At 69.4% G+C, this 21,230-nt stretch carries 19 protein-coding genes and 3 pseudogenes; 10 read left to right on the top strand and 12 right to left on the bottom strand.

Annotation, left to right across the window (positions count from 1 at the left end; genetic code table 11):
- Positions 1 to 120 precede the first annotated feature (120 nt).
- On the top strand, positions 121 to 975 hold the full coding sequence (locus AB0I23_RS34620) for an NmrA family NAD(P)-binding protein (protein ID WP_359115586.1): 855 nt from the start codon (positions 121 to 123) through the stop codon (positions 973 to 975).
- Positions 976 to 1,021: 46 nt separating this feature from the next.
- On the opposite strand, the pseudogene AB0I23_RS34615 reads toward AB0I23_RS34620, so the two are convergent.
- Positions 1,022 to 1,261 (bottom strand): annotated as a pseudogene (locus tag AB0I23_RS34615) (hypothetical protein); the annotation flags it as partial.
- Between the two features lie 406 nt (positions 1,262 to 1,667).
- On the opposite strand from AB0I23_RS34615, the gene AB0I23_RS34610 reads away from it, so the two are divergent.
- Together AB0I23_RS34610 and AB0I23_RS34605 are read left to right on the top strand one after the other, a co-directional pair.
- Complete coding sequence (locus AB0I23_RS34610; RefSeq protein ID WP_359115581.1) at positions 1,668 to 2,246, top strand: RNA polymerase sigma factor; 579 nt, start codon at positions 1,668 to 1,670, stop codon at positions 2,244 to 2,246.
- Positions 2,243 to 2,623, top strand: a complete 381-nt coding sequence (locus AB0I23_RS34605) for a hypothetical protein (RefSeq protein ID WP_359115579.1) — start codon at positions 2,243 to 2,245, stop codon at positions 2,621 to 2,623. Before AB0I23_RS34610 ends, AB0I23_RS34605 begins: the two co-directional genes overlap by 4 nt.
- A 210-nt stretch (positions 2,624 to 2,833) precedes the next feature.
- Here the strand turns inward: AB0I23_RS34605 and AB0I23_RS34600 are convergent, their stop codons facing one another.
- The 6 genes from AB0I23_RS34600 to AB0I23_RS34575 are packed head-to-tail and all read right to left on the bottom strand — an operon-like array spanning position 2,834 to position 8,906.
- Positions 2,834 to 3,715: a phosphogluconate dehydrogenase C-terminal domain-containing protein gene (locus tag AB0I23_RS34600; protein WP_359115577.1), complete on the bottom strand. Its 882-nt coding sequence runs from the start codon at positions 3,713 to 3,715 to the stop codon at positions 2,834 to 2,836.
- The gene (locus tag AB0I23_RS34595; protein ID WP_359115575.1) at positions 3,715 to 4,512 is read right to left on the bottom strand and encodes a sugar phosphate isomerase/epimerase family protein; all 798 of its coding nucleotides are present in this window, start codon (positions 4,510 to 4,512) and stop codon (positions 3,715 to 3,717) included. The genes AB0I23_RS34600 and AB0I23_RS34595 overlap by 1 nt, the downstream gene beginning before the upstream one ends.
- A complete protein-coding gene (locus AB0I23_RS34590) occupies positions 4,512 to 5,321 on the bottom strand; it encodes a triose-phosphate isomerase family protein (protein ID WP_359115573.1) in 810 nt (269 codons plus the stop codon). The genes AB0I23_RS34595 and AB0I23_RS34590 overlap by 1 nt, the downstream gene beginning before the upstream one ends.
- The gene (locus tag AB0I23_RS34585; RefSeq protein ID WP_359115571.1) at positions 5,321 to 5,797 is read right to left on the bottom strand and encodes a ribose-5-phosphate isomerase; all 477 of its coding nucleotides are present in this window, start codon (positions 5,795 to 5,797) and stop codon (positions 5,321 to 5,323) included. The genes AB0I23_RS34590 and AB0I23_RS34585 overlap by 1 nt, the downstream gene beginning before the upstream one ends.
- Positions 5,797 to 7,533, bottom strand: coding sequence for a dihydroxyacetone kinase family protein (locus tag AB0I23_RS34580; RefSeq protein WP_359115568.1), 1,737 nt, complete (start codon positions 7,531 to 7,533; stop codon positions 5,797 to 5,799). Before AB0I23_RS34580 ends, AB0I23_RS34585 begins: the two co-directional genes overlap by 1 nt.
- Positions 7,533 to 8,906: an MFS transporter gene (locus tag AB0I23_RS34575; protein ID WP_359115566.1), complete on the bottom strand. Its 1,374-nt coding sequence runs from the start codon at positions 8,904 to 8,906 to the stop codon at positions 7,533 to 7,535. Before AB0I23_RS34575 ends, AB0I23_RS34580 begins: the two co-directional genes overlap by 1 nt.
- A 245-nt stretch (positions 8,907 to 9,151) precedes the next feature.
- Between AB0I23_RS34575 and AB0I23_RS34570 the strand changes: the two genes are divergently transcribed.
- Complete coding sequence (locus tag AB0I23_RS34570; RefSeq protein WP_359115563.1) at positions 9,152 to 9,895, top strand: FadR/GntR family transcriptional regulator; 744 nt, start codon at positions 9,152 to 9,154, stop codon at positions 9,893 to 9,895.
- A gap of 438 nt (positions 9,896 to 10,333) precedes the next feature.
- Positions 10,334 to 12,916 (top strand): bifunctional FO biosynthesis protein CofGH, encoded by a 2,583-nt coding sequence (locus AB0I23_RS34565; protein WP_359115560.1) that lies wholly within the window; start codon positions 10,334 to 10,336, stop codon positions 12,914 to 12,916.
- A gap of 131 nt (positions 12,917 to 13,047) precedes the next feature.
- Here the strand turns inward: AB0I23_RS34565 and AB0I23_RS34560 are convergent, their stop codons facing one another.
- On the bottom strand, positions 13,048 to 13,446 hold the full coding sequence (locus AB0I23_RS34560) for a hypothetical protein (RefSeq protein WP_359115557.1): 399 nt from the start codon (positions 13,444 to 13,446) through the stop codon (positions 13,048 to 13,050).
- Positions 13,443 to 13,727, bottom strand: coding sequence for a hypothetical protein (locus AB0I23_RS34555; protein WP_359115554.1), 285 nt, complete (start codon positions 13,725 to 13,727; stop codon positions 13,443 to 13,445). The genes AB0I23_RS34560 and AB0I23_RS34555 overlap by 4 nt, the downstream gene beginning before the upstream one ends.
- A gap of 183 nt (positions 13,728 to 13,910) precedes the next feature.
- Between AB0I23_RS34555 and AB0I23_RS34550 the strand changes: the two genes are divergently transcribed.
- The 4 genes and pseudogenes from AB0I23_RS34550 to AB0I23_RS34535 all read left to right on the top strand — a co-directional run bounded on the left by AB0I23_RS34550 (position 13,911) and on the right by AB0I23_RS34535 (position 18,155).
- A complete protein-coding gene (locus AB0I23_RS34550) occupies positions 13,911 to 15,026 on the top strand; it encodes an ADP-ribosylglycohydrolase family protein (protein ID WP_359115551.1) in 1,116 nt (371 codons plus the stop codon).
- A gap of 30 nt (positions 15,027 to 15,056) precedes the next feature.
- Positions 15,057 to 15,248 (top strand): annotated as a pseudogene (locus AB0I23_RS34545) (hypothetical protein); the annotation flags it as partial.
- 127 nt (positions 15,249 to 15,375) lie between these two features.
- Entirely contained in the window at positions 15,376 to 15,792 is a 417-nt protein-coding gene (locus AB0I23_RS34540) for a hypothetical protein (protein ID WP_359115549.1), read from the top strand.
- Positions 15,789 to 18,155 (top strand): tetratricopeptide repeat protein, encoded by a 2,367-nt coding sequence (locus AB0I23_RS34535; RefSeq protein ID WP_359115546.1) that lies wholly within the window; start codon positions 15,789 to 15,791, stop codon positions 18,153 to 18,155. Before AB0I23_RS34540 ends, AB0I23_RS34535 begins: the two co-directional genes overlap by 4 nt.
- Before the next feature lie 98 nt (positions 18,156 to 18,253).
- Here the strand turns inward: AB0I23_RS34535 and AB0I23_RS34530 are convergent, their stop codons facing one another.
- The 3 genes from AB0I23_RS34530 to AB0I23_RS34520 form a co-directional block, all read right to left on the bottom strand.
- Positions 18,254 to 18,463, bottom strand: coding sequence for a DUF397 domain-containing protein (locus tag AB0I23_RS34530; protein WP_359115544.1), 210 nt, complete (start codon positions 18,461 to 18,463; stop codon positions 18,254 to 18,256).
- 196 nt (positions 18,464 to 18,659) lie between these two features.
- The gene (locus AB0I23_RS34525; protein WP_359115541.1) at positions 18,660 to 19,517 is read right to left on the bottom strand and encodes a helix-turn-helix domain-containing protein; all 858 of its coding nucleotides are present in this window, start codon (positions 19,515 to 19,517) and stop codon (positions 18,660 to 18,662) included.
- Positions 19,518 to 19,719: 202 nt separating this feature from the next.
- On the bottom strand, positions 19,720 to 20,442 hold the full coding sequence (locus AB0I23_RS34520) for a GOLPH3/VPS74 family protein (RefSeq protein WP_037699872.1): 723 nt from the start codon (positions 20,440 to 20,442) through the stop codon (positions 19,720 to 19,722).
- Positions 20,443 to 20,636: 194 nt separating this feature from the next.
- On the opposite strand from AB0I23_RS34520, the pseudogene AB0I23_RS34515 reads away from it, so the two are divergent.
- Positions 20,637 to 21,230, top strand: a pseudogene (locus AB0I23_RS34515) (D-alanyl-D-alanine carboxypeptidase); the annotation flags it as partial.

The following is a 21,230-nucleotide window of genomic DNA, read 5'->3' as shown; positions in this document are numbered from 1 at the left end:
GCCGGTCATCATTGAGGCGGACACGAGACAGGGCCGACGCCGCCCGGGGTCCTCCCGGTGGCAGGCGCGGCCACTGCTGGTAAGCATGGACCCATGTCCGTCGACGATCAGGGAGAAGCCATGTCCATCGCGGTACTCGGAGCGACCGGTGGCCAGGGCGGTGCGGTGGCCGCCGCCCTGCTGGAGGCGGGGCGCGCCGTGCGCGCCGTGGTGCGTGATCCCCGCAGCGGGCGGGCCAGGGCGCTGGCGGTGGCCGGAGCGGAGGTCGTTCCCGGGGATCTGTTCGACGCGGACTCGCTCGCCGAGGCGTTCAGGGGCACGACGGCCGCGTTCGCCGTGACCACGCCGTTCCAGGACGGTCTGGACGCGGAGGTGGCCCAGGGCGCGGCGATCGTACGGGCCGCCGAGGCCGCCGCACTGCCGCATCTGGTGCTGGCCTCCGTCGCCAGTGCGGACCGCGGCACCGGCGTACCGCACTTCGAGACCAAGGCCAGGACCGAGGAGTTGCTGGCCGGCTCAGGACTTCCGGCGACGGTGGTGGCACCGACCTACTTCTACGACAACGCGCTGGGCGCGCTGGACGAGGTCGCCGCCGGCCTCCTCACCATGCCGCTCTCCGGCGACACCCCTCTCCAGCAGGTGGCGCGGCAGGATCTGGGCCGGGTCGTGGCCGCGGTCGTGGCCGATCCGGACCGGTGGATCGGGCAGCGGATCGAAGTGGCGGGCGACGACCCCACGCCCGTCCGGATGGCCGAGGAGATCGGACGGGCCGCGGGCGGCACGGTCGTGTTCCGGCAGACGGCACTGGAGGATCTGCGCAACGTCAACCCCGACATGTTCGCCATGTACAGCTTCCTGGAGAGCACCGGTTACCAGGTGGACCTGGAGGCGCTGCGCGCGCAGTTCCCCACTGTCCCCTGGACCTCGTACGCCGCATGGGCGGACACCCAGGACTGGCCGAAGCCCCGCGGGTGAGCCCCGCTACCGCGGTCGCATGAGCTCCAGGTCCTCGCCCCATGCGTCCAGCACAGTCGGCGAGCGGGAGGACGACGAGGTCGAGTTCGGCTGTGCGGTGGCCGGCGAACCGGACGAGATCGGTCGCGGCACCATCGGCGACGACGACGTGGAGGTCATGGTCGGAGTGCTCGGTCGCCATGCCGTCATGGGCGTGGGATCCCTTGAGGACGAGGCCGACGACGGCCGGGTCGGCCGCGGCGAGTGCGACGAACGAGTGGTACGTGAGGGGCTGTTGAGCGGTCATTGCGCGGTCTCCGGTGGGATGTGCGTCGGGGCATGTCTGCCGGGACGGATCCGTCGCCGGAGCCGCCCGCGTCGTCCGCGACGGCACGTGGCCGCCGCCCGGAGAATCAGCGCACGGGCTTCCGCCGCCCGCTCGACCTCCTGAACCTCACCTGATCGGCATCAATCCGAGATCACGAGTTGCAACAGCGCGGGGAGGTGAATCCTTTCCGGACCTCCCCGCCTCTTATCTGTGTACCGGCCGAGCAGGCCGGCAGAACCGGGAGGGAACATCAATGATGGTCACTGGCCTCGTAGTCATCGGAGCCCTGCTCGTGGGCGCGTGCAGCCGGCACCTGATGCGGCGTTACAAGAGCCGAAGCTGACCAGCGCCTGCGCACGGAGCGCCTTCCGAATATGAGTAGCGCATGAACCAACGCTTCCCCTGGCCGGACGAGCGGCTGATCAAGGCTGCTCAGGACGGCGACGTCACTTCGCTCACCACCGTCGTCATGAAATCACAGCCCCATGTGCGCAAGTTCGCCATATCGCTGTGCGCCTCACCGCAGGACGCGGAGGACGCGGCGCAGGAGGCGCTGATCATCCTCTACCGGAAGATCGGCACTTTGCGGGCCACTGGCGCGCTTGCCTCATGGATGTTCCGGATTGTGCGCAACGAATGCCTCCGGCAGGTACGGCTGCTCGTCTCACGGAGCGACGATGCGTCGGCCGAACCGGAGGCGTCCGCGGAACCGTCCGCCGAGGACGCGGTGCTGCACCGGCTGGAGGTGGAGCGGATCGCGGCTGCGGTCTGTGCCCTTCCCGGTGACCAGCGGCAGGTCCTGATCATGCGGGACGTACAGGGCCTGCCTGGCAAGACCGTCGCCCATTCGCTCGGTCTGAGCAACGCGGCGATGAAATCGCGGCTGCACAGAGCGCGCGCAACACTGCGTCACTCACTGACAGTGACCGATCAAGCCGACCAACCAGTCGGAGGAGACTCATGACCGTGAACACCTTGAAGCCCGCGCAGGGGGCCAAGGCCCGGGCCACCGCACAGTCCGCGGCGCCCGCGACGAACTTCGCCAGCAAGTCCGTCCCGCGCCACCTGGCGCGCGGCGCCATCGGCTTCGGGCTGATCATCGGCTCGATCGGTCTGGTGCCCGTTGCCGGCCCGGCCACCCTGCTGGCGGCCCCGTTGGCCCTGATCGCCTTCCGCGGCTGTCCCACCTGCTGGATGGTCGGCCTGACGCAGACCATTTCCCGCGGCCGTCTGGAACGCCAGTGTGTGGACGGCGTCTGCACCCTCACCAAGGCGCACCCGGCGGCAAAGGCCGCAGACGAGCCGACAGCCGGCATCGACGTCCCGGCCGCTTCCCGGTGACCAGGCCACGGCCTTTCCCGTGGACCGTGAGCCGGCGAACGCCCGCCTTGTCGGCTTCAACCAGCTCCGCGCGGCGGGCTACGCATTGCGGCCGGCCTCCGCACGATGTCCAGGAGCTCAAGCCGACGGCCGCCCGCCGATACGCGGACGGGCCGGGCGCCCCGTCCGTGGCGGGGTGCCCGGCCCGTACCGGTACCGGCAGGCGCCGGGTCAGCGCTTGATCTCCTTGATCTTGAGCATCCGCGTGATGACCTTGTCGAGCTCGTCGTCGTTGAAGACGTTCTTCCAGTCGTCGCGGACGATCGACTCACGGCCGTAGTCCATCGCGATCAGGCACGCGTCGGAGAACGGGTTGGAGCCCTTGAGGGTGTTGGCCAGTGCCACCTGGGTGTGGCCGAGCAGCATCGCGCGGGCCGCCTTCTCCGGGACGCCCACCGTGTGGACGGTCTCGTGCAGCGCCTCGGTCAGGAGCGCGCCGACCATGCAGGCGATCGTCTCGACGAGGGTCGGCTCCAGGACCGCGAGCTGCTTGACCGTCACCCAGTGGACCTCGACGACCGGGGCGTACATCGTGGAGATGACCGCATCGGCCAGCTCCTGGGCCTTCGGGTCGGCGGCCTCGGCGGCGGGCTCGAAGGAGGCGACGACCTCCTGCGGGGCGGCGATGCCGCCGAACGTGTCGGCCCACTCCTCCTTCGTCGTGCGCTCCAGGAACACCGACGGGTGGCAGGGGTGCGCCACCGCGTTGTGGACGTCGGCGCGGCGGGTCAGCAGACCCGCGTACGCGGCGGCCGGGTCCAGCGTCAGCAGGACCGCGCCCGGCTTCATGACCGGGACGAGCTGCTCGGAGACCTTGCCCAGGACGACGTCCGGCACGGCGAGGATGACGACATCGGCCCGGGCGGCCGCCTCGGCACCGTCGGTCAGTTCGCGGCCGAGCTCGCGGATCAGCTCCTGGCCCTTCGGCGAGTTCTCGGCGAAGAGGGTGGTGAAGTCGCTCTTGACCAGGTTGTTGGAGACGCGCTGGCCCATCTTGCCGGCGGCCCCGATGACGGCAACGGTGGTGGATGCGGTCGTGGTTTCGGTGGCCATTACTTGCTCCTCATAAGGGTGTTGATGCTGTGCCGGGTCCACTGGTCCTCCAGGCGGGCGGTCTCGGTGAAGTCGCCCTGCCAGGGGAGCCAGTGCTCCACGATCTGGTTGATGCCCTTCTCGGCCGGCCGGACCTTGTCGATCATGTGGCCGTAGTCGAGGAGGCCCTCGCCGAGGAGGCAGCCGGCGAACGTGAAGCCGACCCAGCCGTCGCGGCGGGAGAACGAGAAGTCCTTGACGTGGATGTTCACCACGTAGGGCGCGGTGGCGTCGACGACGTCCACCGGGCGTTCGAGCCGGGCGACGCTGTTGCCCGGGTCGAGGACGACGCCGAGGTACGGGCTGTCGACGCCGCGTACGACGGACAGCAGGTCGTCGGTGGAGACCTGTTCGTACGTCTCCAGGCCGAGCGTCACGCCCGCCGCCGCGTAGCCGGGGACGGCCTCGCGGAGCAGGGCCGTCGCCTCCGGCACGGTCGGCCGGTGGTCGGCCGTGTTCATCATCGAGCGGACCAGGGTGACGCCCAGGCGCTGCGCGATACGGAGATACGTGGCGAGGTGGGCGGGGCGCACCCCCCGGGTGCCGAGTTCCAGCGTGATGCCGTACTCCGCCGCCGCGGCGCGTACCGCGTCCAGCTGCGCGTCGTCGAACGTCTCGATCAGCGGGTAGTCGCAGATCTGGAAGACCTCGCCGCCCAGGTCACGGGTCCGCGCGAGCATGTCGTGCACGGTGAGCGGCTGCGGGGCGCGCTCGGAGATCCGCCAGAAGAAGGCGTAGGTGCTCAGTCCGTAGGCCATCAGGCCGCTCCTGCCGACGAGTCGGCGTGCAGGGCCAGGGCCTCGTCGAGGATGCGTTCCACCGCCGCCGGGTCGTGGGCGAACCGGCCGAGGAAGAGACCGCCGACCCCGGTGCCGAGTTCGGTGAGCAGCCCTGGGCCCGCGCTGCCGCCGTAGATGACCCTGCTGCCGGCGAGGGCGGGCTGCGTGGACAGCCAGTCGGCCAGGGCCGCGCAGACGGTACGGATGTGGTCGGACGACGCCGGTTCGGGGGCGCCGATCGCCCACTGCGGTTCGTACGCGAGGACGACCGGGGCCGGGGCGCCGTCATGGGCTGCCGTGGCCAGGACTCGCTCTGCCTCGGCGACCGTGCGTGCGGCCGCCTCGCCGGAGGAGACCGGGTCGAGTTCACCGACGCACAGGACCGGTGTGAGGCCGTTGCGCAGGGCGGCGGCCGTCTTGGCCGCGACCACCGTGTCGCCCTCGCCGAAGAGCCGTCGGCGTTCGGCGTGGCCGACCTCGGCGTAGCTCGCGCCGATCTCCTTGAGATGGGCGCCGCTGACCTCGCCGGTGTAGGGGCCGGTGTCCTCGGTCGCCAGGTCCTGCGCCCCGGTCCGCACCCCCGTGCCGGCGAGGATGCCGGTGACGGGGACGAGCGCGGGGAACGCGGGCAGCACGAACAGTTCGGCGGCGCCGGTCGTCACGGCCGGGTGCCGGGCGGCGGTGTCGGCGATCCGGCGTGCCCAGTTCAGGGTCTGGTGGTGGCCGAAGTACATCTTCAGGCTCACCCCGATCGTGACCGGCGCCGGAGCGGTGGAAGCGGCGGGCATCAGGCTGCCGCTTCCTGCTGGTTCTCGTAGTCCCGCATGAGGGCGACCTTGGCGGCGGACGCGGACGTCTCGTCGAAGCGGTACGTCAGCCACTCGGCGGCCAGCCGGCGGGCCAGTTCCAGACCGACGACGCGCTGCCCGAACGTGAGGACCTGGGCGTTGTTGGAGAGGACCGCGCGCTCGACGGAGAACGAGTCGTGGGCGGTGACCGCGCGGATGCCCTTGACCTTGTTGGCGGCGATGGCGACACCGAGGCCGGTGCCGCAGATCAGCAGGGCGCGGTCCGCCTCGCCGCGGGCGACCATCTCGGCGGCGGCGATGGCCACCTTCGGGTAGGCGGTGTGTCCGTCGGCGTCGACACCCACATCGGTGACGGTGACGACGAGGTCGCTGGCCTCCAGGTCCTTCTTGAGGGCTTCCTTGTACGTGTAACCGGCGTCGTCGGAACCGACGACGATACGGAGCTTGTCGGACATCAGCGGATCTCCAGGGTGGGTGCGAGAACGGGGTGGACGGCGCGGACGATCAGGGCGAGGGAGTGCGCCCCGGCGTCCGGGGTGCCGAGGCTCTTCTCGGCGTGCGGGCGGGCCCGGCCCATGCGGGGCAGCAGGTCGGCGGTGGCGGTTGCGGCGGCGGCCGCGGTGCTCGCCGCCGTGTCCCAGGCGGTGGACAGCGGTTGCCCGTCGGCGGTGGCGGTGGCCAGCGCCTCGGCGAACGGGACGAGGACGTCGACCATCGTCTTGTCGCCGACCTCCGCCCCGCCCAGGCGCATGACGCCCGCCGCCGCCTCCGCGACTCCGGCGGCGACCACGGGGGCGGTGGGCCGGCCGGTGTCGCCGAGGGCGGTGCCGAGGGCGCGGAGGATGACGCCCCACAGGGCGCCCGAGGTGCCGCCCGCCTTGTCGGCCCAGGCGTCGGCGGCCCGGTGCAGGAGCGTTTCGGCACCGGCGCCGAGCTGTTCCGCGCGGACGGCTGCCTCGTAGGCACCCGTGGATCCGCGCTGCATGCCGATGCCGTGATCACCGTCACCGGCGACCGCGTCGATCCGGCCGAGTTCGTCGGCGTGCGTGTCGACGGTGGACTTCAGGGTGCACAGGGCGGCGAGGACGGTACGGGCGGCGGCGCGGGACTCCTCGGTGGCGGCCGGGACCGGCTCCTCGACGGCCTGCTCGGCAGGACTTTCGGCGATCAGGTCCGCCGCCTCGACCGTGCCCTTGCGGTACGCGGGGGCATCCGCCGGAGCCGTCCACAACGGTTCCAGTTCGTCCGTCAGCCAGCACAGGGTGAGCGAGACGCCCGCCATGTCGAAGCTGGTCACCAGCTCGCCGACCTCGGGGTCGACCGCCTCCACACCGGCTTCACGAAGCAGCTGGGCGACCCGGCGGTAGACGACGAACAGTTCCTCGTACTTCACCGAGCCGAGGCCGTTGAGAATGACGGCGGCCCGCTGCCCGCGCGGGGAGTCGACACCCTCCGGCAGCTCACCCAGCACCGTGCTCACCAGCAGCTCGGCGGCCTCGTCCGCGCTCGGGACCGGCTGCTCGCCCATGCCCGGCTCGCCGTGGATGCCGAGCCCGACTGCCATCCGGTCCTCGGGGACGGTGAACAGCGGATGGTCCGCGCCCGGCAGCGTGCAGCCGGAGAACGCGACACCGAAGGAACGCGTGCGGGCATTGGCCAGCTCGGCGATCCGGGTCACCTCGGCGAGATCATGTCCCGCCTCGGCGGCGGCCGCGGCCGCCTTGAAGACCACCAGGTCGCCCGCGACCCCGCGGCGCTTGTGCGCCTCGGCCGCGGAGGCGCTCGATATGTCGTCGGTGACGCCGAGCGTCCGGGCGGGTATGCCCTCGGCGGTCAGCTGCCCGGCCGCCTGCCCGAAGTGCAGGACGTCGCCCGCGTAGTTCCCGTACGCGAGAAGGACGCCACCGCCGGTCTGCGCGGCCTTCGCGACCTGCCGCACCTGGTGCGCGGAGGGCGAGGCGAAGACATTGCCGACCGCGGCGCCGTGCGCGAGGCCCTGGCCGACCAGGCCGGAGAAGGCCGGGTAGTGGCCGGATCCGCCACCCACGACGACCGCGACCTGGCCGGGGGCGGTGCGAGTGGCCCGGACCACCCCGCCTGGGACCTGGCGGACCCGGTGGGGGTGGGCGGCGACGAACCCTTCGAGTGCCTCGTCGGCGAAGGCGGCGGGGTCGTTGAACAGGCGGGTCATCAGTGGGCCTCAACGAGGGACCGGCCCTGGCCCGCTTCGCGGCCCTTGGACCGGCCGGCGAGCCACAGCATCAGTGCGGCGGACATGAGCATGAAGGCGCCGACCAGGAACAGCGGCAGGTAGTAGGCGCCGCTGAAGTCCTTCAGCCAGCCGGTGACGTACCCGGCGGCGAATCCGGCCACATTGCCCACGGTGTTGATCAGGGCGATACCGGCCGCGGCGGCGGCGCCGGTCAGGAACTGGGACGGCACGGACCAGAAGACCGGCAGCGCGGCGAAGATCGCACACGCCGTCACGGTGATGACGGCGACCGTCGCGGCGGGCGAGCCCATGTAGAGGGCGATCGGGATGGAGATGCCGCCCACGACGGCCGGGCCGGCGATGTGCCACGTGCCGACGCCGTGCCTGGTGGCGTGACGTGACCAGAAGAAGAGGACTACCGCGGCCGGGAGATATGGGATCGCCGTGATCAGGGCCTTGTCCATGACGCTGAACGAGGTGTCGAACTGATCCTGGAAGCCGTTGATGATCGTCGGCAGGAAGAAGGCGAGGGCGTAGAGGCCGTAGATGAAACCGAAGTAGATGAGCGCAAGGGTCCAGACACGGCTGTTGGTGAACGCGGCCTTCAGCGCCTCGCGCCCGTGCCCGGACTTCTCGTCGGCGCCGGTCTTCGTGGCGTTCTCGGCGGCCAGCTCGGCGGTCAGCCACTCCTTCTCCGGGGTGGTCAGCCACTTCGCGTCGGCCGGCTTGTCGATCAGGTAGAACCAGGCGATGACGCCCAGCAGGATCGCGGGGACGGACACGCCGAGGAACATCACGCGCCAGCCCTCGAGGCCGAACAGCCCGTGCTGGTTGATGAACCAGCCGGCCAGCGGGGCGCCGATCACGGTGGTCAGCGGCTGGGCCAGGTAGAAGAGGCCGAGCACCTTCGTACGGTGCCGGGACGGCACCCACTGGCTCAGGAAGAGGATCGCGCCGGGGAAGAATCCGGCCTCGGCGACACCGAGCAGGAAGCGGAGCGTGTACAGCTGCTCGCTGTTCTGCACCCAGGTGAAGAGCAGGGCGACGATGCCCCAGGAGACCATGATCCTGGCGAGCCAGCGGCGGGCGCCGAACTTGTGCAGAGCCATGTTGCTCGGCACTTCGAGAATGATGTAGCCGATGAAGAAGACGCCCGAGGCGAAGCCGAACTGGGCCGCCGTGAGCGCGAGGTCCTGGCCCATGCCGTTCGGCTCGGCGAAGGACACGGCCGTCCGGTCCAGATAGTTCACGAAGAACATCAGGGCCACGAAGGGGACGAGCCGGATCGAGACCTTCTTGATCGTCGATCTCTCGACGGCTGATCTCTCGACTGAATGCGCAGTGGCGCCCATGGAGACTCCTCGCTTCCCGGACCGCTTTGTCCGGCTCTGGTCACTGTCGGCAGCGGGCGGCGGCGGCAGTAGCCGCGGCGGTTCCGACCGGCGAACAGCTCACACGCTAGACGTGAAAAGAAAATTGGTCACCAATTAACCAAAGTGACGTACGTCGCTCCGACGAGCACTGCGCAAGGAGCGTTGAGCGCGATATGGTCCGCCCGGCCCGTGAACATCGGGCGACGTCTGATGTACTGGACGACGTGTCCACCCAGCCCGAAGCGCCCGATTTCACCTCGCTCCTGCGCCCCGTCGTACGCGAGTCCTCGGTCAGCGAGGTGGCCAAGCGGCTCCTCGACCACCTCTCCGAGGGCAACCTGAAGCCAGGCACCCGACTGCCCGCCGAACGGCAGCTCGCCGAGGCGCTCGGCGTCGCCCGGTCCAGCGTCCGGGGCGCGCTCTCCGCACTGGACGTGCTCGGCATCATCGAGATCCGGCCGGGCTCGGGGTCGTACGTGCGCGACGGCACGTCGGAGTTCCTGCCGCGGGCGGTCAACTGGGGCCTGATGCTCGGTCAGCGCCGTACGCAGGACCTCGTGGAGGTCCGTACGTTCATGGAGGGCATGTCCGCGCGGCTCGCCGCGGAACGGGCGGAGCCGGCGGACGTCGAACGCCTCGAAGGGCATCTGGCGCGGATGCGGGAGGCGGGGACGGACGTCAAGGCGTTCATCGACGCCGACATCGCGTTCCACCTGGAGACCGCGAACATCGCCCGCAACACGGTGCTGAGCGACATCCTGCACTCCATCCGGGCGCTGCTCCAGGTCTGGATGGAGCGGGCGGGCGACATCGAGGGCACGGCGAGCGGGACGCTGCATGAGCACGGGGCGGTGCTGGATGCGATCCGGGCGGGTGATCCCGAGGGGGCCGATGCGGCGATGGCCGAGCACATGCGGTTGGCGAGCGAGCGCCTGAACCTGTCGCTCCGCTCGGACCGGTCGGAGTAGTCCGGCCACCGATGCCCGTCCGGGCGGTCACTGGACACCGATGCCCGTCCGGGTCGTTACTGGACACCGATGCCCGTCCGGACGGACACCGGCCACCCGGGCCCGTCCGGCGTTTGAGGACGGAACCCCTGCTCCGGCGAGCCGGAAGCCTGTGGCGCCTCGCGCCGGCGAAACCCGCCCACGGTCCGGCGCGCACCGGCCCTGATGGGCGGCCGGAAACCCCGGCGACGGTTCCGTCCTCGAGCGCCGGACGGGCTGGGTGGGCGCCGGCCCATGCTGGATGGGCGTCGACCACGCTGGGTGGACGTCGACCAGGCTGGATGGGCGTCGACAACGCTGGGTGGACGTCGACCAGGCTGGATGGGCGCCGTCGCCTGTAGCAGGTGACGGGGTGGACGCCCCGGCCCGGGGCGGGAGTCTCGCTCGTATGCTCGGTTCATGACCGATCCTCAGCGCGGACGCCCGACCACCAACTCCATGCGGCGCGCGCTCAAACGGGCCCGTGACGGTGTCGCCCTCGATGTGACCGAGGCCGCCGTCCTGCTCCAGGCGCGCGGCGACGATCTGACGGACCTTGCCGCGTCCGCCGCCCGGGTGCGGGACGCGGGCCTCGATGCCGCGGGCCGGCCGGGCGTCATCACGTACTCGCGCAAGGTCTTCATCCCGCTGACCCGGCTCTGTCGCGACAAGTGCCACTACTGCACCTTCGTCACCGTCCCCGGCAAGCTCCGCAAGGCCGGGCACGGGATGTTCCTGTCGCCCGACGAGGTGCTGGACATCGCCCGCAAGGGCGCGGCCATGGGCTGCAAGGAAGCACTGTTCACGCTCGGCGACCGCCCCGAGGACCGCTGGCCCGAGGCGCGGGAGTGGCTGGAGGCCGAGGGATACGCCGACACCCTCGCCTACGTACGGGCCATGGCGATCCGGGTACTCGAAGAGACCGGACTCCTTCCGCACCTCAACCCCGGCGTACTGACCTGGACCGACCTCCAGCGCCTCAAGCCCGTCGCCCCGTCCATGGGCATGATGCTGGAGACGACGGCCACCCGCCTGTGGTCCGAGCCGGGCGGTCCGCACCACGGTTCCCCGGACAAGGAGCCGGCGGTACGGCTGCGGGTGCTGGAGGACGCGGGCCGGTCCAACGTCCCGTTCACGACCGGCATCCTGATCGGGATCGGCGAGTCGTACGAGGAGCGCGCCGACTCCCTCTTCGAACTGCGCAAGACCGCCCGCGCCTACCACGGCGTCCAGGAGGTCATCGTCCAGAACTTCCGCGCCAAGCCGGACACGGCGATGCGCGGGATGCCGGACGCCGAACTGGAGGAACTGGCCGCCGCCATCGCCGTGGCCCGGCACATCCTCGGCCCGTCCGCCCGCATCCAGGCCCCGCCGAACCTCGTCGACGCGGAGTACGCACTGCTCATCGGCGCCGGGATCGACGACTGGGGCGGCGTCTCACCGCTCACCCCGGACCATGTGAACCCCGAACGTCCATGGCCGCACATCGACGAACTCGCCGCGAAGACAGCCGAGTCGGGCTTCGAGCTCCGTGAACGGCTCACCATTTACCCGGAGTTCATCCAGCGCGGCGAGCCCTGGCTCGACCCCCGCCTCCTCCCGCACGTCCGGGCGCTCGCCGACCCGGAGACCGGTCTGGCGAAGGAAGGGGCGTTCCCCGCCGGTCTGCCGTGGCAGGAGCCCGACGAGGGGTTCAACGCCTCCGGCCGCACCGATCTGCACCGCACCATCGACACCGAGGGCCGCACCGGCGACCGCCGCGACGACTTCGACGAGGTCTACGGGGACTGGGAGGCACTGCGCGAGGCCGCCGCCCCCGGCATGGTCCCGTCCAGGATCGACACCGACGTGAAGGCCGCGCTCGGCCGGGCCGCCGACGACCCGACGAAGCTCACCGACGACCAGGCCCTCGCCCTGCTCCACGCGGACGGCCCGGCACTCGACGAACTCTGCCGGATCGCGGACACGCTGCGCCGTGACGTGGTCGGCGACGACGTCACGTACATCGTCACCAGGAACATCAACTTCACCAACGTCTGCTACACCGGCTGCCGGTTCTGCGCCTTCGCCCAGCGTCGCACCGACGCCGACGCGTACACGCTCTCCCTGGACCAGGTCGCCGACCGGGCCGCGCAGGCGTGGGACGTCGGCGCCGTCGAGGTCTGCATGCAGGGCGGCATCCACCCGGACCTGCCCGGCACGGCGTACTTCGACATCGCGCGGGCGGTGAAGGAACGCGTCCCCGGCATGCATGTGCACGCCTTCTCCCCGATGGAGGTCGTCAACGGCGCGACCCGCACCGGCATGTCCATCCGCGACTGGCTGACCGCCGCGAAGGAGGCCGGGCTCGACTCGATCCCGGGCACGGCGGCGGAGATCCTGGACGACGAGGTCCGCTGGGTCCTCACCAAGGGGAAGCTGCCGACGGCGACCTGGCTGGACGTCATCAGGACGGCCCACGAGGTGGGGCTGCGCTCCTCCTCGACCATGATGTACGGGCACGTCGACCAGCCCCGCCACTGGCTCGGCCATCTGCGGACCCTGGCCGACCTCCAGCAGGAGACCGGTGGTTTCACGGAGTTCGTGACGCTGCCGTTCATCCACACCAACGCACCGGTCTACCTCGCGGGCATCGCCCGCCCGGGCCCGACCGACCGTGACAACCGGGCCGTCACCGCCATGGCCCGGCTCCTGCTGCACCCGCACATCACCAACATCCAGACCAGCTGGGTCAAGCTCGGCACGGAGGGGGCGGCCGAAATGCTCCGCTCCGGTGCGAACGACCTGGGCGGCACGCTGATGGAGGAGACCATCTCCCGGATGGCGGGGTCGAGTTACGGCTCGTACCGCTCGATCCAGGACCTGGTCGCCATCGCCGAACTGGCGGGCCGGCCGGCGAAGCCGCGTACGACGCTGTACGGGGAAGTCCCCGAGGAGCGGCAGCGGTCGGCAGCCACGTCCGACGGACACCTCCCGGAGCTGCTGCCGGTGCTGCCGGACTGAGCCGTCTGCCCGCTGCCCGGCCGCGTTCGCCGGCCGGGCAGTCCGGGCCTCGCCCACGAGTCACCGGGCCGGATTGCCGCAGCAAGGCGTGCGCAGCCGGGGGTGCGGTTGTCCTGCGGCGGGACCGGGGTTCAGTGGAAGCCGAGCATGCCGGGTGAGTCGATGTCGACGGTGAGGATGCCGGGTGGGTAGTCGGTCTCGCGTCCGGTCAGGATGATCGACATGCCGCCGCTCTCCTGGTGGGGTGTCGCGATGTACAGCGCATGGCAGGTGTCAGGGCCGCCCCAGCCGTCGCGGACCATTCCGCCGACCGTGGCGGCTGCCGTCCGGTCGAGCGGATCGACCAGGATGCCGGGGAGCGCGAGCACGTTGCGAGCGAGGTCCTTGTCGGCTGTCTCCGCCCGCATCAGGCACAGAGCGGGGACGTGCAGCCAGTCACCCGGGGTGGCGGCGACGTTGCCGGCGAGGAGGTGCAGGGCGCGATGCCCCTGCCCAAGTGCCGACACCGCGCTCGTGTCGAGGATGATCACGCGGCGGTGCCTCGCCGGGCGTGCATTTTCTCGGCAGCCATTGCGTACACATTGGCGAGGACGTCCGGCCCCTGTTCGAACTCCTCGTCGGTCAGCGTGCAGCCCATGCGCTCACGCAGCACCCTGCGGGTGGTGGCGACCCGCTCGGCGATCTGAGCTGCGGTGGGCTGCTGGGCGGCCAGCTGGTCGACGAGCTGGCCCAGGCTCAGCCCGCGCTCCTTGGCCAGCTGGGCGAGATGGTCGCGCGTCTCTTTCGGCACCTGGATGGTCGTAGTAGCCATAGATTCACTATAGAGCCGCTACGGCCCATGGGTGATGGTTGTCCCGCGGTACGGAAATCCCCGGAGGTAGCTGTTCAAAAGTGACCGCCGGAGGCACTTCGTACATACCGTTCCGGCCCCGAACCAGCCGTTCCCGTTCGATTACAGTGCTGCGCAGTCGTACGCGGACGGGGAAGGGGCGCGGTGAGCACAGGAGCCACAGCCATCTGGGGCCGCACCGAACAGCAGGACTTCCGTAGCCGGGTACGCGGCTGTCTGCTGGGCGGTGCCATCGGCGACGCGCTCGGCGCGGCCGTCAGCGGGCTCTCTCTCGAAGAGATCCGCGCGGCCCATGGCGCCGAAGCCGTCACCGACTTCGTGGCCGTTTACGGCAGACGCGGTGCGGTCACCGCCGTCACCCAGCTCACCCTGTTCACCGTCGATGGGCTGATCCGCGCCCAGGTCCGCCGCGACACCGGCGCCTGGCACCCGCCCACCGATGTGCACCGTGCCCATCTGCGGTGGGCCGCCACCCAGAGCGACTGGGGTCCGGACGAGCGGCGCAAGGAGAACGGCTGGCTCGCCCAGGAGGAGTGGCTCTACGCCCGCCGCGCCCCCACCCGCGAATGCCTCAACGGCTTCGGCGACACGACCATGGGCACCCTCGACCAGCCCAAGAACCCGGCCGCGCGCGACTCGGCGGCCCTCACCCGCTCCGCCCCCTTCGGACTGCTGGTGGGCTGGGAACCCCAGCTCGTCCTGCAACTGGCCGTCGAATGCGCCGCCCAGACCCACGGCCACCCCACCGCCCTGCTCTCCGCGGGCGCCCTCGCCGTCGTGGTGCACGGGCTCGCCCGCGGCGAGACGCTGGACGGCTCCGTCCAGCAGGCCCTCGCGCTGCTCGCCGAGCGCCCCGGCCACGAACAGGTCACCGACGCCCTGCAGCAGGCACTCGGTTCCGTGCGCCAGGGCATTCCGGGCCCGGCTCTCATCGAGGCGCTGGGCGACACGGATTCCGCCGAGGAGGTCCTCGCCGTCGCCGTGTACTGCGCACTGGTCGGCGAGGACATTCGGCACGGGCTGCGGCTCGCGGTGAACCACAGCGGACCGTCCGCGGCCACCGGGGCGCTCTGCGGGGTACTGCTCGGTGTGCTGCACGGCGAGACCGCGCTGCCGCCCGCCTGGCTCGCCGAACTGGAGGGCCGGGCCACTCTCCTGGAACTCGCCGACGACTTCGCGATGGAGATGACGCAGGGACCGGCGCTCCACAGCCCGTCGGCTGCCGCCCCGGGCTGGCTCACCCGCTACCCACGCGGATGAGACCGAGACACCCGCCCCTTCAGCGCATCGCAGGTCGAGGGTCTGGACACCCGGCTGACCCTGCTCTGGTTCCTTCAGGAGGATTCGCGGGAGTGCTGGACGGAGCACTTCACCGGGTTCGACGCGGCGGTCGCGGAATCCGGCCTGGGGCGGGTCGAGCTGGTCGCGCCGTTCATCCCGACCGTGCCCGGCACGGACAGGTACGTGGATCAGTTGCGCTGAGACGGGGTGCTGGAGCCTCACACATCATGTCTTGTCCGCACCGGTATCCACCTGACAGCACTCAGCGTCACACCTATCGTGGTCGTTCGACGCAGTTCTGACGAGTGTTGGCGTAGTGGGGGCGTGAATGGAAGCGCAGTTGATCGACCTTGCGCGGGCTGCTGGGACCACCGTGGTCACGCTCATGGCCACGGACGCGTGGGAGAGGACGCGAGACGGCGTCGGCGCTCTGTGGCGGCGGGTCAGCCCGTCTCGCGCCGACGGGGTCGAGGACGAGTTGGAGGCCGCGCGGGACGAACTGCTCTCGGCCAGGGAGAGCGGGGACGAACTCACCGAGCAGGAACTGCGCGAGGAGTGGACTGGGCGGGTACGGCGTCTCCTGAGTGAGCGGCCGGAGGCGGCGGCGGATTTGAGACAGATCCTTGCCGAGTTGGAGCCCTCCCTGCAGGAGCGCGGGGCGGTCACAGTGCAGATGCGCGCCGAGGCGTCGGGGAGCGGACGTGTATATCAGGCCGGCCGTGACCAACACATCACCGAGCGGTGAGTGAGGGCGGAGGAGATCGAGAACTTACGGTGCATGGCCGAGCATCGGAGCAGGGGCGCGTCTATCAGGCAACACGCGATCAGTACGTAACGGAGCATCATCACCACTATGCTCCGGGCGAGCCTTCATCTCTCTTCGGCCCGACCATGCGACGAACCGTCGTACGCGTGCAGTCCAGCCCCGAGCCACAATTTTGGCCGGCGCCGGATTCGGTCCGCACTCCGCTCGTCGGGCGAACTCCCGCGGTCCTGCGCGACCGGACAGATCTCATGCGCAGACTGACGGAAGCGACGGAGAGCGAAACGGGTGGGGTTCACGTACTCCATGGCCTGGGCGGTTGCGGGAAGACGGCCGTGGCTCACGCGGTGTTCAACTTGGTCGTACGCCGAGGGCAGCGCCTCGGCCTGTGGGTCAACGCCTCCGAACGATCAACACTCCGTGCGGGGATGCTTGCTGTGGCCGCTGATCGTGGAGCGGAATCAGTAGAGCTGGCTGCCGCCCACGACGGCCAGCGTGCCTCGGCCGATCTCGTGTGGCACTACCTGCATCACTCCTCCCAGCCGTGGGTTCTGGTTCTGGACAACGCGGATGATCCCGCTGCGCTCGGGGAAGGTTCGTGGCTACGGCCGAGTTCTCAGGGCACGGTCATCGTGACCACTCGACAGGTGGGCTCGCACGTATGGAACGGAGCAGAACTTCACAGCGTGGACGTTCTGCCCGTGAAGGATGCCGCGGAGGTGTTGCGTGATCTGGCTCCGCGGGCCGGGACGGCCGCAGAGGCCGAGACTGTGGCACGCAGACTTGACTGCCTGCCCCTGGCTCTGACCCTGGCCGGATCCTTCCTGTCTCATCAGCTCCTGGAGAGGTGGTCCATGAACGACTATCGCCAACACTTGGACGACAACCCCACAGAACTCATCGACCGCGGGGCCGCATCGGGTGACTCGGAGAAGAACGCACGGGGACTCGTGGGAAGAACCTGGGAGATCTCGCTGACTGCTCTGGCAGGGGATGGATCGCCGGAATGTCTAACTCTCCTACGTCTGTTGTCCTGTTGGGGATCGGATCCGCTGCCGCTCTCCCTGATCCTCCCGGAAGCCGTTGATGCTACGAACCTCAACTCTGCTGATCCGCCATTGCTTGGGCAAAGAGTCGAAGTCGCTCTTCGGGGCCTTCTGAACCATTCGATGGTTGCCCTCGTGGATTCCGAGGAAAGCGGCGAGGCGGTGCGTTGTGTCAAGGCACACGGTGTCTTGCTGGACAGCGTGGCGGCCGCAGCCCCTGATGATCAGCGCCAGCTCCTCGTTGCGTCCGCAGGCATCCTGCTTGATCGGGAGGCCCCTGAGAAGATCGATGGGGCGACGTCAGTAGGTCGCGTTCGACGTCTCGTTCCGCACGCCGCGAAGCTTCTCCGGCGCGTGCAGGACACCAGTATCGCTCCAGGAGTGGTCGATGTTGCGACGCGTCTGGCCGGCCTCGTATTCGATAGCGGGGACTATCCCGCCGCTCTGTTTCTGGCCCAAACTGCCTCGGAGACCGCGGAGCACTTGCTGGGGCCGGATCATCCGGCGACCCTCCGCGCACGTCATCGAGCTGCCATGGCGCTGTTCAGGCTCGGCCGGTTCGCGGAGTCCGAGGCCTTGCACCGGCAGGTGCTGGACGCCAGAGAACGAGTACTGGGGCCGGAGGACCGGGAAACCCTCAAGAGCCGCCAAGACATTCACGAACCCCTCGGGCAGTTGAACCGGCTTGAGGAGTGCGTGGCCACGCTGCGGCAAACAGAAGAGATCCATACACGGACCTTGGGCGACACCCACCCGGACACGCTCCATGTCCGAGCACTCCTCATCGAGTACTTGGCAACCTCCGATGAGGTCGAGGAATTCGACAGAATCGGGCCGACCACGGTGTCGACATGTGAGCAAATTCTTGGAAGCGGCTCCTTCACCACGGTGACTGCACGCCACAATTTCGCTTACGGACTGTTTCGATTCAGGCGGTGGGAGCAGGCGGAGGCAGTCTCTCGACGGGCTCTATCGGACCGCCGGTCCCTGCATGGTGCAGATCACCCGTGGACACTGTCAGCCATGGTTCTGCTGAGCTGGATCCTCGGCGAGCGTGGGCTGTTGGCAGAATCCATCTCGTTCGCACGTCAGGTGGTAGCCGGTCAAGAACGGTCATTCGGCCCGGAGCATCCGTATCTGCTGGCGAATCGAACAGGGTTGGCAACATCCCTTGCTGCGGCTGGTGACCTGGCAGAGTCCCAGGACTTGGCCCTGTACAATCTGCCGCTGTGTGAGCGGGTGCTCGGAGAGGGCGACCCCGTCACGGTGCGAACGCGTGGCCTGCTTGATGGGCAGTAGGAAATCAGGGCAGTAACAAGCCCTCTCGGCTAGGACGGCGGGCAAGTCGAGAGGGCTTGATTCAGGCTGTGTTCTATGTATTTGTGGTTCGGCCTCAGTCAGGCGCCACGCGGCGAAGTCCGGCTGATGTCACCGATGAACGCCGACCACGTCTCTGCGGTGAAGTCGAGAACCCCGCTGCCGGGGTCCTTTGAATCGCGTACCGCGACTGTGCGGTGACTTCCTGTCTTGACCTCGACGCAATCCCCATTCACTGCGGAGTATGAGGATTTGGTCCATTCCGTCAGCCAGTCTTGCCGGATCAGCATAGTGACTCCGATGGTTGTGCCAATTGTCCGGGCTGTGTGCCCGGCCCGGTGAGTGCAACGCCTCAGCGAGCGACGCTACGCTGCAACATCACTGAAGGCAGGGGGTGTTCACTCATTCGGATGGCAAATTCCATCGAGGTCTATTCAGCTCAGGCCACACAAGCGTACACTGCCCGCCTCTTCCCGAGCTCTTAGGTCACGAGTCACAATCGTCTGCCACTCGGCGAATGAACTCCCGGGACCGTTCGGCGCTCAGAGCCTTTGCTCGCAGATGCTCGTACATCACGGCATAGCTCTGAACGTCGTTGGCCTTCTCCAAGTAGAGGTCGCTTGTGACCCCCTCGAGATAGACGACGCTGCCGTCCATCGCGTCCTGAAACTCAAGGAGCGCGAACTTTCCGTACATGCCCGGATGCGCGCCCACGTCATACGGCAGTACCTGCAGCGTGACGTGTGGCTGTTCGCTGAGCTGCTCAAGATGCCGGAGCTGGTCCGTCATGATCTGTCGATTGCCGACGACCCGTCGTAGCAGCGCCTCGTCGATCACTGCCCAGAAGCGGAGCGGGTTGACCGGGTCCTTCAGGCGATCCTGACGCTTGAGACGGATCTGAATGCGCTTGTCGATCTCGCTGGGCGTTGCCTCGGGCCACATCCCTTCGATGACGGCCTGGGCGTACTCGCGGGTCTGCAACAGGCCCGGAACGATCAGCGACTCATATACCCGCAGGCTTGCTGCGTCGGTCTCCAGGCCGATGTAGACGCTGTACGGGATGTCGCCGAAGGCGTGCCACCAGCCCTGCTGGCGGGAGTCCTTGGCCATCTGCATGAGCGAGTCGACGATCCGGTGGTCCTCGACCTCGTACACTCCGCAGAGATCACGGACGTCACGCTGGCTGATCGAACGGCGGCCGTTCTCCAGGCGGCTGATCTTCGACTGCGAGACCAGCAGTCGCTCCGCCACCTCCTCGGCCGTCATGCCCTTGACTTCGCGCAGTCGGCGCAATTCCTGGCCCAACCGGCGTCGCCTGACGGTGGGATTGACGTTGGACGGCACGGAAACGGCACCTCCGGCTGTGTAGCTGTGCGTATCTACTGCTCAGCAGATTGCCACCCGTGGGGCCGGTTGCGCTGGGAAATGGCCACACGCAGGCGCGCGGGGCAGCCGGTGGACCGGCTGCCCCGCGCGTGGTGCGGCTCCCGAACCGGGTCTTGGGGACGTCGGCGCGGCGGTATTCGGTGCGGTGGTGCGGGCTGCCCTAGTGGGCGGCCGTGTGCACCATGCTGTCGCGACGGGACTGCGACTGCACTTGCGGTTGCAACGGCCCTCCCGCCGCCTGGTTGCGGCGCGGCTGGACGATCGCCCCGTTCTGGACGTCCATCACGGCGTGCGCCACGAGACCGCCCATCGGGTCGTGTCTGATCAGGTCCCGGAGCCGGGAGCGCGATGAGCGCCCCTCGTTCCCGGGGTAGAGGTGCTTGCCGAGTCCGACCGCGTGGGCCAGTGCGGCGAGCGCCGCGGTCCGCGGGTCCGGCGGTACACCGGTGCGGATCGCACTGTCCAGCCGGGATCTGATCTCCCGGCTGATCGCCGTGTCCGTCGCCTGGTAGCGAGTTGTCGGCAGCACCCCGCACATCTGGCCCGCCACGGCATGCACCATGCCGCACCGCTCCAGATGCGAGAGGTAGGTCTGGCGCAACCCCAGTCGGGGTCCGCCGATCCAGTGGACGGCCCGAACCGGGCTGCCGCGTCGGCGCAGCAGTTCCAGTGCGGAGTCCAGTGTCGGATCTCCTGTCGGCCGTGGCATCACCACGGCGATACGATCCCCGTCAGGGGCTATCCGTCCTGCCAGAGCCAGCTCCACTAGCTGAGCTCCGGCGAGGCCGAGGTCGAGCGACTGCGGCTGCGCTGTGGTACCCGTGGTCGGGTCCAGAGCGAGCAGCAGAAGCTCCTCCGGAATTGTTCTGCGGCTCCTGCCCATCCATGCCTCCCCGCGTGGATGAATGACAGGGTGACCCCTCTCACATTGGTCTGTCGAGAGCGCCTGGGTGCTTCGTACGGGAACTGGTAGGTATGTCGTTCTCGTCTGGCAGTGCGGCCGAGGGTTCACACAGGACACTGGTAGATGGTTCGGACAGCGCGGGGGCGACCCCGCAGCGCACGGAGGAGGCATCGGTGGCGGGCGAGTCCCCCGACAGGTCGGAGCAGCAGAAGTCGTCGGGAACGGCTCGGAGCGAACGCGATCCGCGGCTCGCCGTCTTCCATGAACAGGCCTCCCTTGCGGAGTCCGGCGGCAAGCAGGACACGGCGACGGCGGTCTTCCGTACGAAGCCGGACGGGACCGGCGATGACGCGGAGCGCGCCGAGGACGCCGAGGGCACGGAGAACGGCTCCGAGGCCTCTGAGGCGGCCTCCACGCCGTCCGGGTCCCCCGAGCCCGAGGAGGGCGACGTGCGGCTGCGTGCGGCGGTGGCTGCGTGGGTGGGGAAGGGTGACGGCGATGCCGCAGGCGCTGCCGAGGACGCCGACGACGCCGAGAAGCCCGGGGCGGTCGCGGAGAGCGCCACGCCCGCGCCGGCGGAAGAGAGGGGCGGGCGCGGGACGAGTTCTGCCGACGCGACCGCGGACGAACCGGCCGCATCGAGCGCGGACACGGCTGATGTGGCGGACGACGCCGCAGAAGCAGACACGGACGCAGCCACCGATGGCGGCGCGGATGACGAGGCCGCCGACAAGGCCTCCGACGAGGGTGCGGACAAGGCCGAGGTT

Source organism: Streptomyces atratus, assembly GCF_040655115.1.
GTDB lineage: Bacteria > Actinomycetota > Actinomycetes > Streptomycetales > Streptomycetaceae > Streptomyces > Streptomyces atratus_D.
The sequence above is the reverse complement of the archived record's forward strand: the minus strand, read 5'-3'. Positions and strand labels throughout refer to the sequence as shown.

What these genes read in the sequence shown, in the direction of transcription:
- AB0I23_RS34620 (WP_359115586.1), top strand. Translation starts at nt 121, where the DNA reads ATGTCCATCGCGGTACTCGGAGCGACCGGTGGCCAGGGCGGTGCGGTG.
- AB0I23_RS34610 (WP_359115581.1), top strand. Translation starts at nt 1,668, where the DNA reads ATGAACCAACGCTTCCCCTGGCCGGACGAGCGGCTGATCAAGGCTGCT.
- AB0I23_RS34605 (WP_359115579.1), top strand. Translation starts at nt 2,243, where the DNA reads ATGACCGTGAACACCTTGAAGCCCGCGCAGGGGGCCAAGGCCCGGGCC.
- AB0I23_RS34600 (WP_359115577.1), bottom strand. Translation starts at nt 3,715, where the DNA reads ATGGCCACCGAAACCACGACCGCATCCACCACCGTTGCCGTCATCGGG.
- AB0I23_RS34595 (WP_359115575.1), bottom strand. Translation starts at nt 4,512, where the DNA reads ATGGCCTACGGACTGAGCACCTACGCCTTCTTCTGGCGGATCTCCGAG.
- AB0I23_RS34590 (WP_359115573.1), bottom strand. Translation starts at nt 5,321, where the DNA reads ATGCCCGCCGCTTCCACCGCTCCGGCGCCGGTCACGATCGGGGTGAGC.
- AB0I23_RS34585 (WP_359115571.1), bottom strand. Translation starts at nt 5,797, where the DNA reads ATGTCCGACAAGCTCCGTATCGTCGTCGGTTCCGACGACGCCGGTTAC.
- AB0I23_RS34580 (WP_359115568.1), bottom strand. Translation starts at nt 7,533, where the DNA reads ATGACCCGCCTGTTCAACGACCCCGCCGCCTTCGCCGACGAGGCACTC.
- AB0I23_RS34575 (WP_359115566.1), bottom strand. Translation starts at nt 8,906, where the DNA reads ATGGGCGCCACTGCGCATTCAGTCGAGAGATCAGCCGTCGAGAGATCG.
- AB0I23_RS34565 (WP_359115560.1), top strand. Translation starts at nt 10,334, where the DNA reads ATGACCGATCCTCAGCGCGGACGCCCGACCACCAACTCCATGCGGCGC.
- AB0I23_RS34555 (WP_359115554.1), bottom strand. Translation starts at nt 13,727, where the DNA reads ATGGCTACTACGACCATCCAGGTGCCGAAAGAGACGCGCGACCATCTC.
- AB0I23_RS34540 (WP_359115549.1), top strand. Translation starts at nt 15,376, where the DNA reads ATGGAAGCGCAGTTGATCGACCTTGCGCGGGCTGCTGGGACCACCGTG.
- AB0I23_RS34530 (WP_359115544.1), bottom strand. Translation starts at nt 18,463, where the DNA reads ATGCTGATCCGGCAAGACTGGCTGACGGAATGGACCAAATCCTCATAC.
- AB0I23_RS34520 (WP_037699872.1), bottom strand. Translation starts at nt 20,442, where the DNA reads ATGGGCAGGAGCCGCAGAACAATTCCGGAGGAGCTTCTGCTGCTCGCT.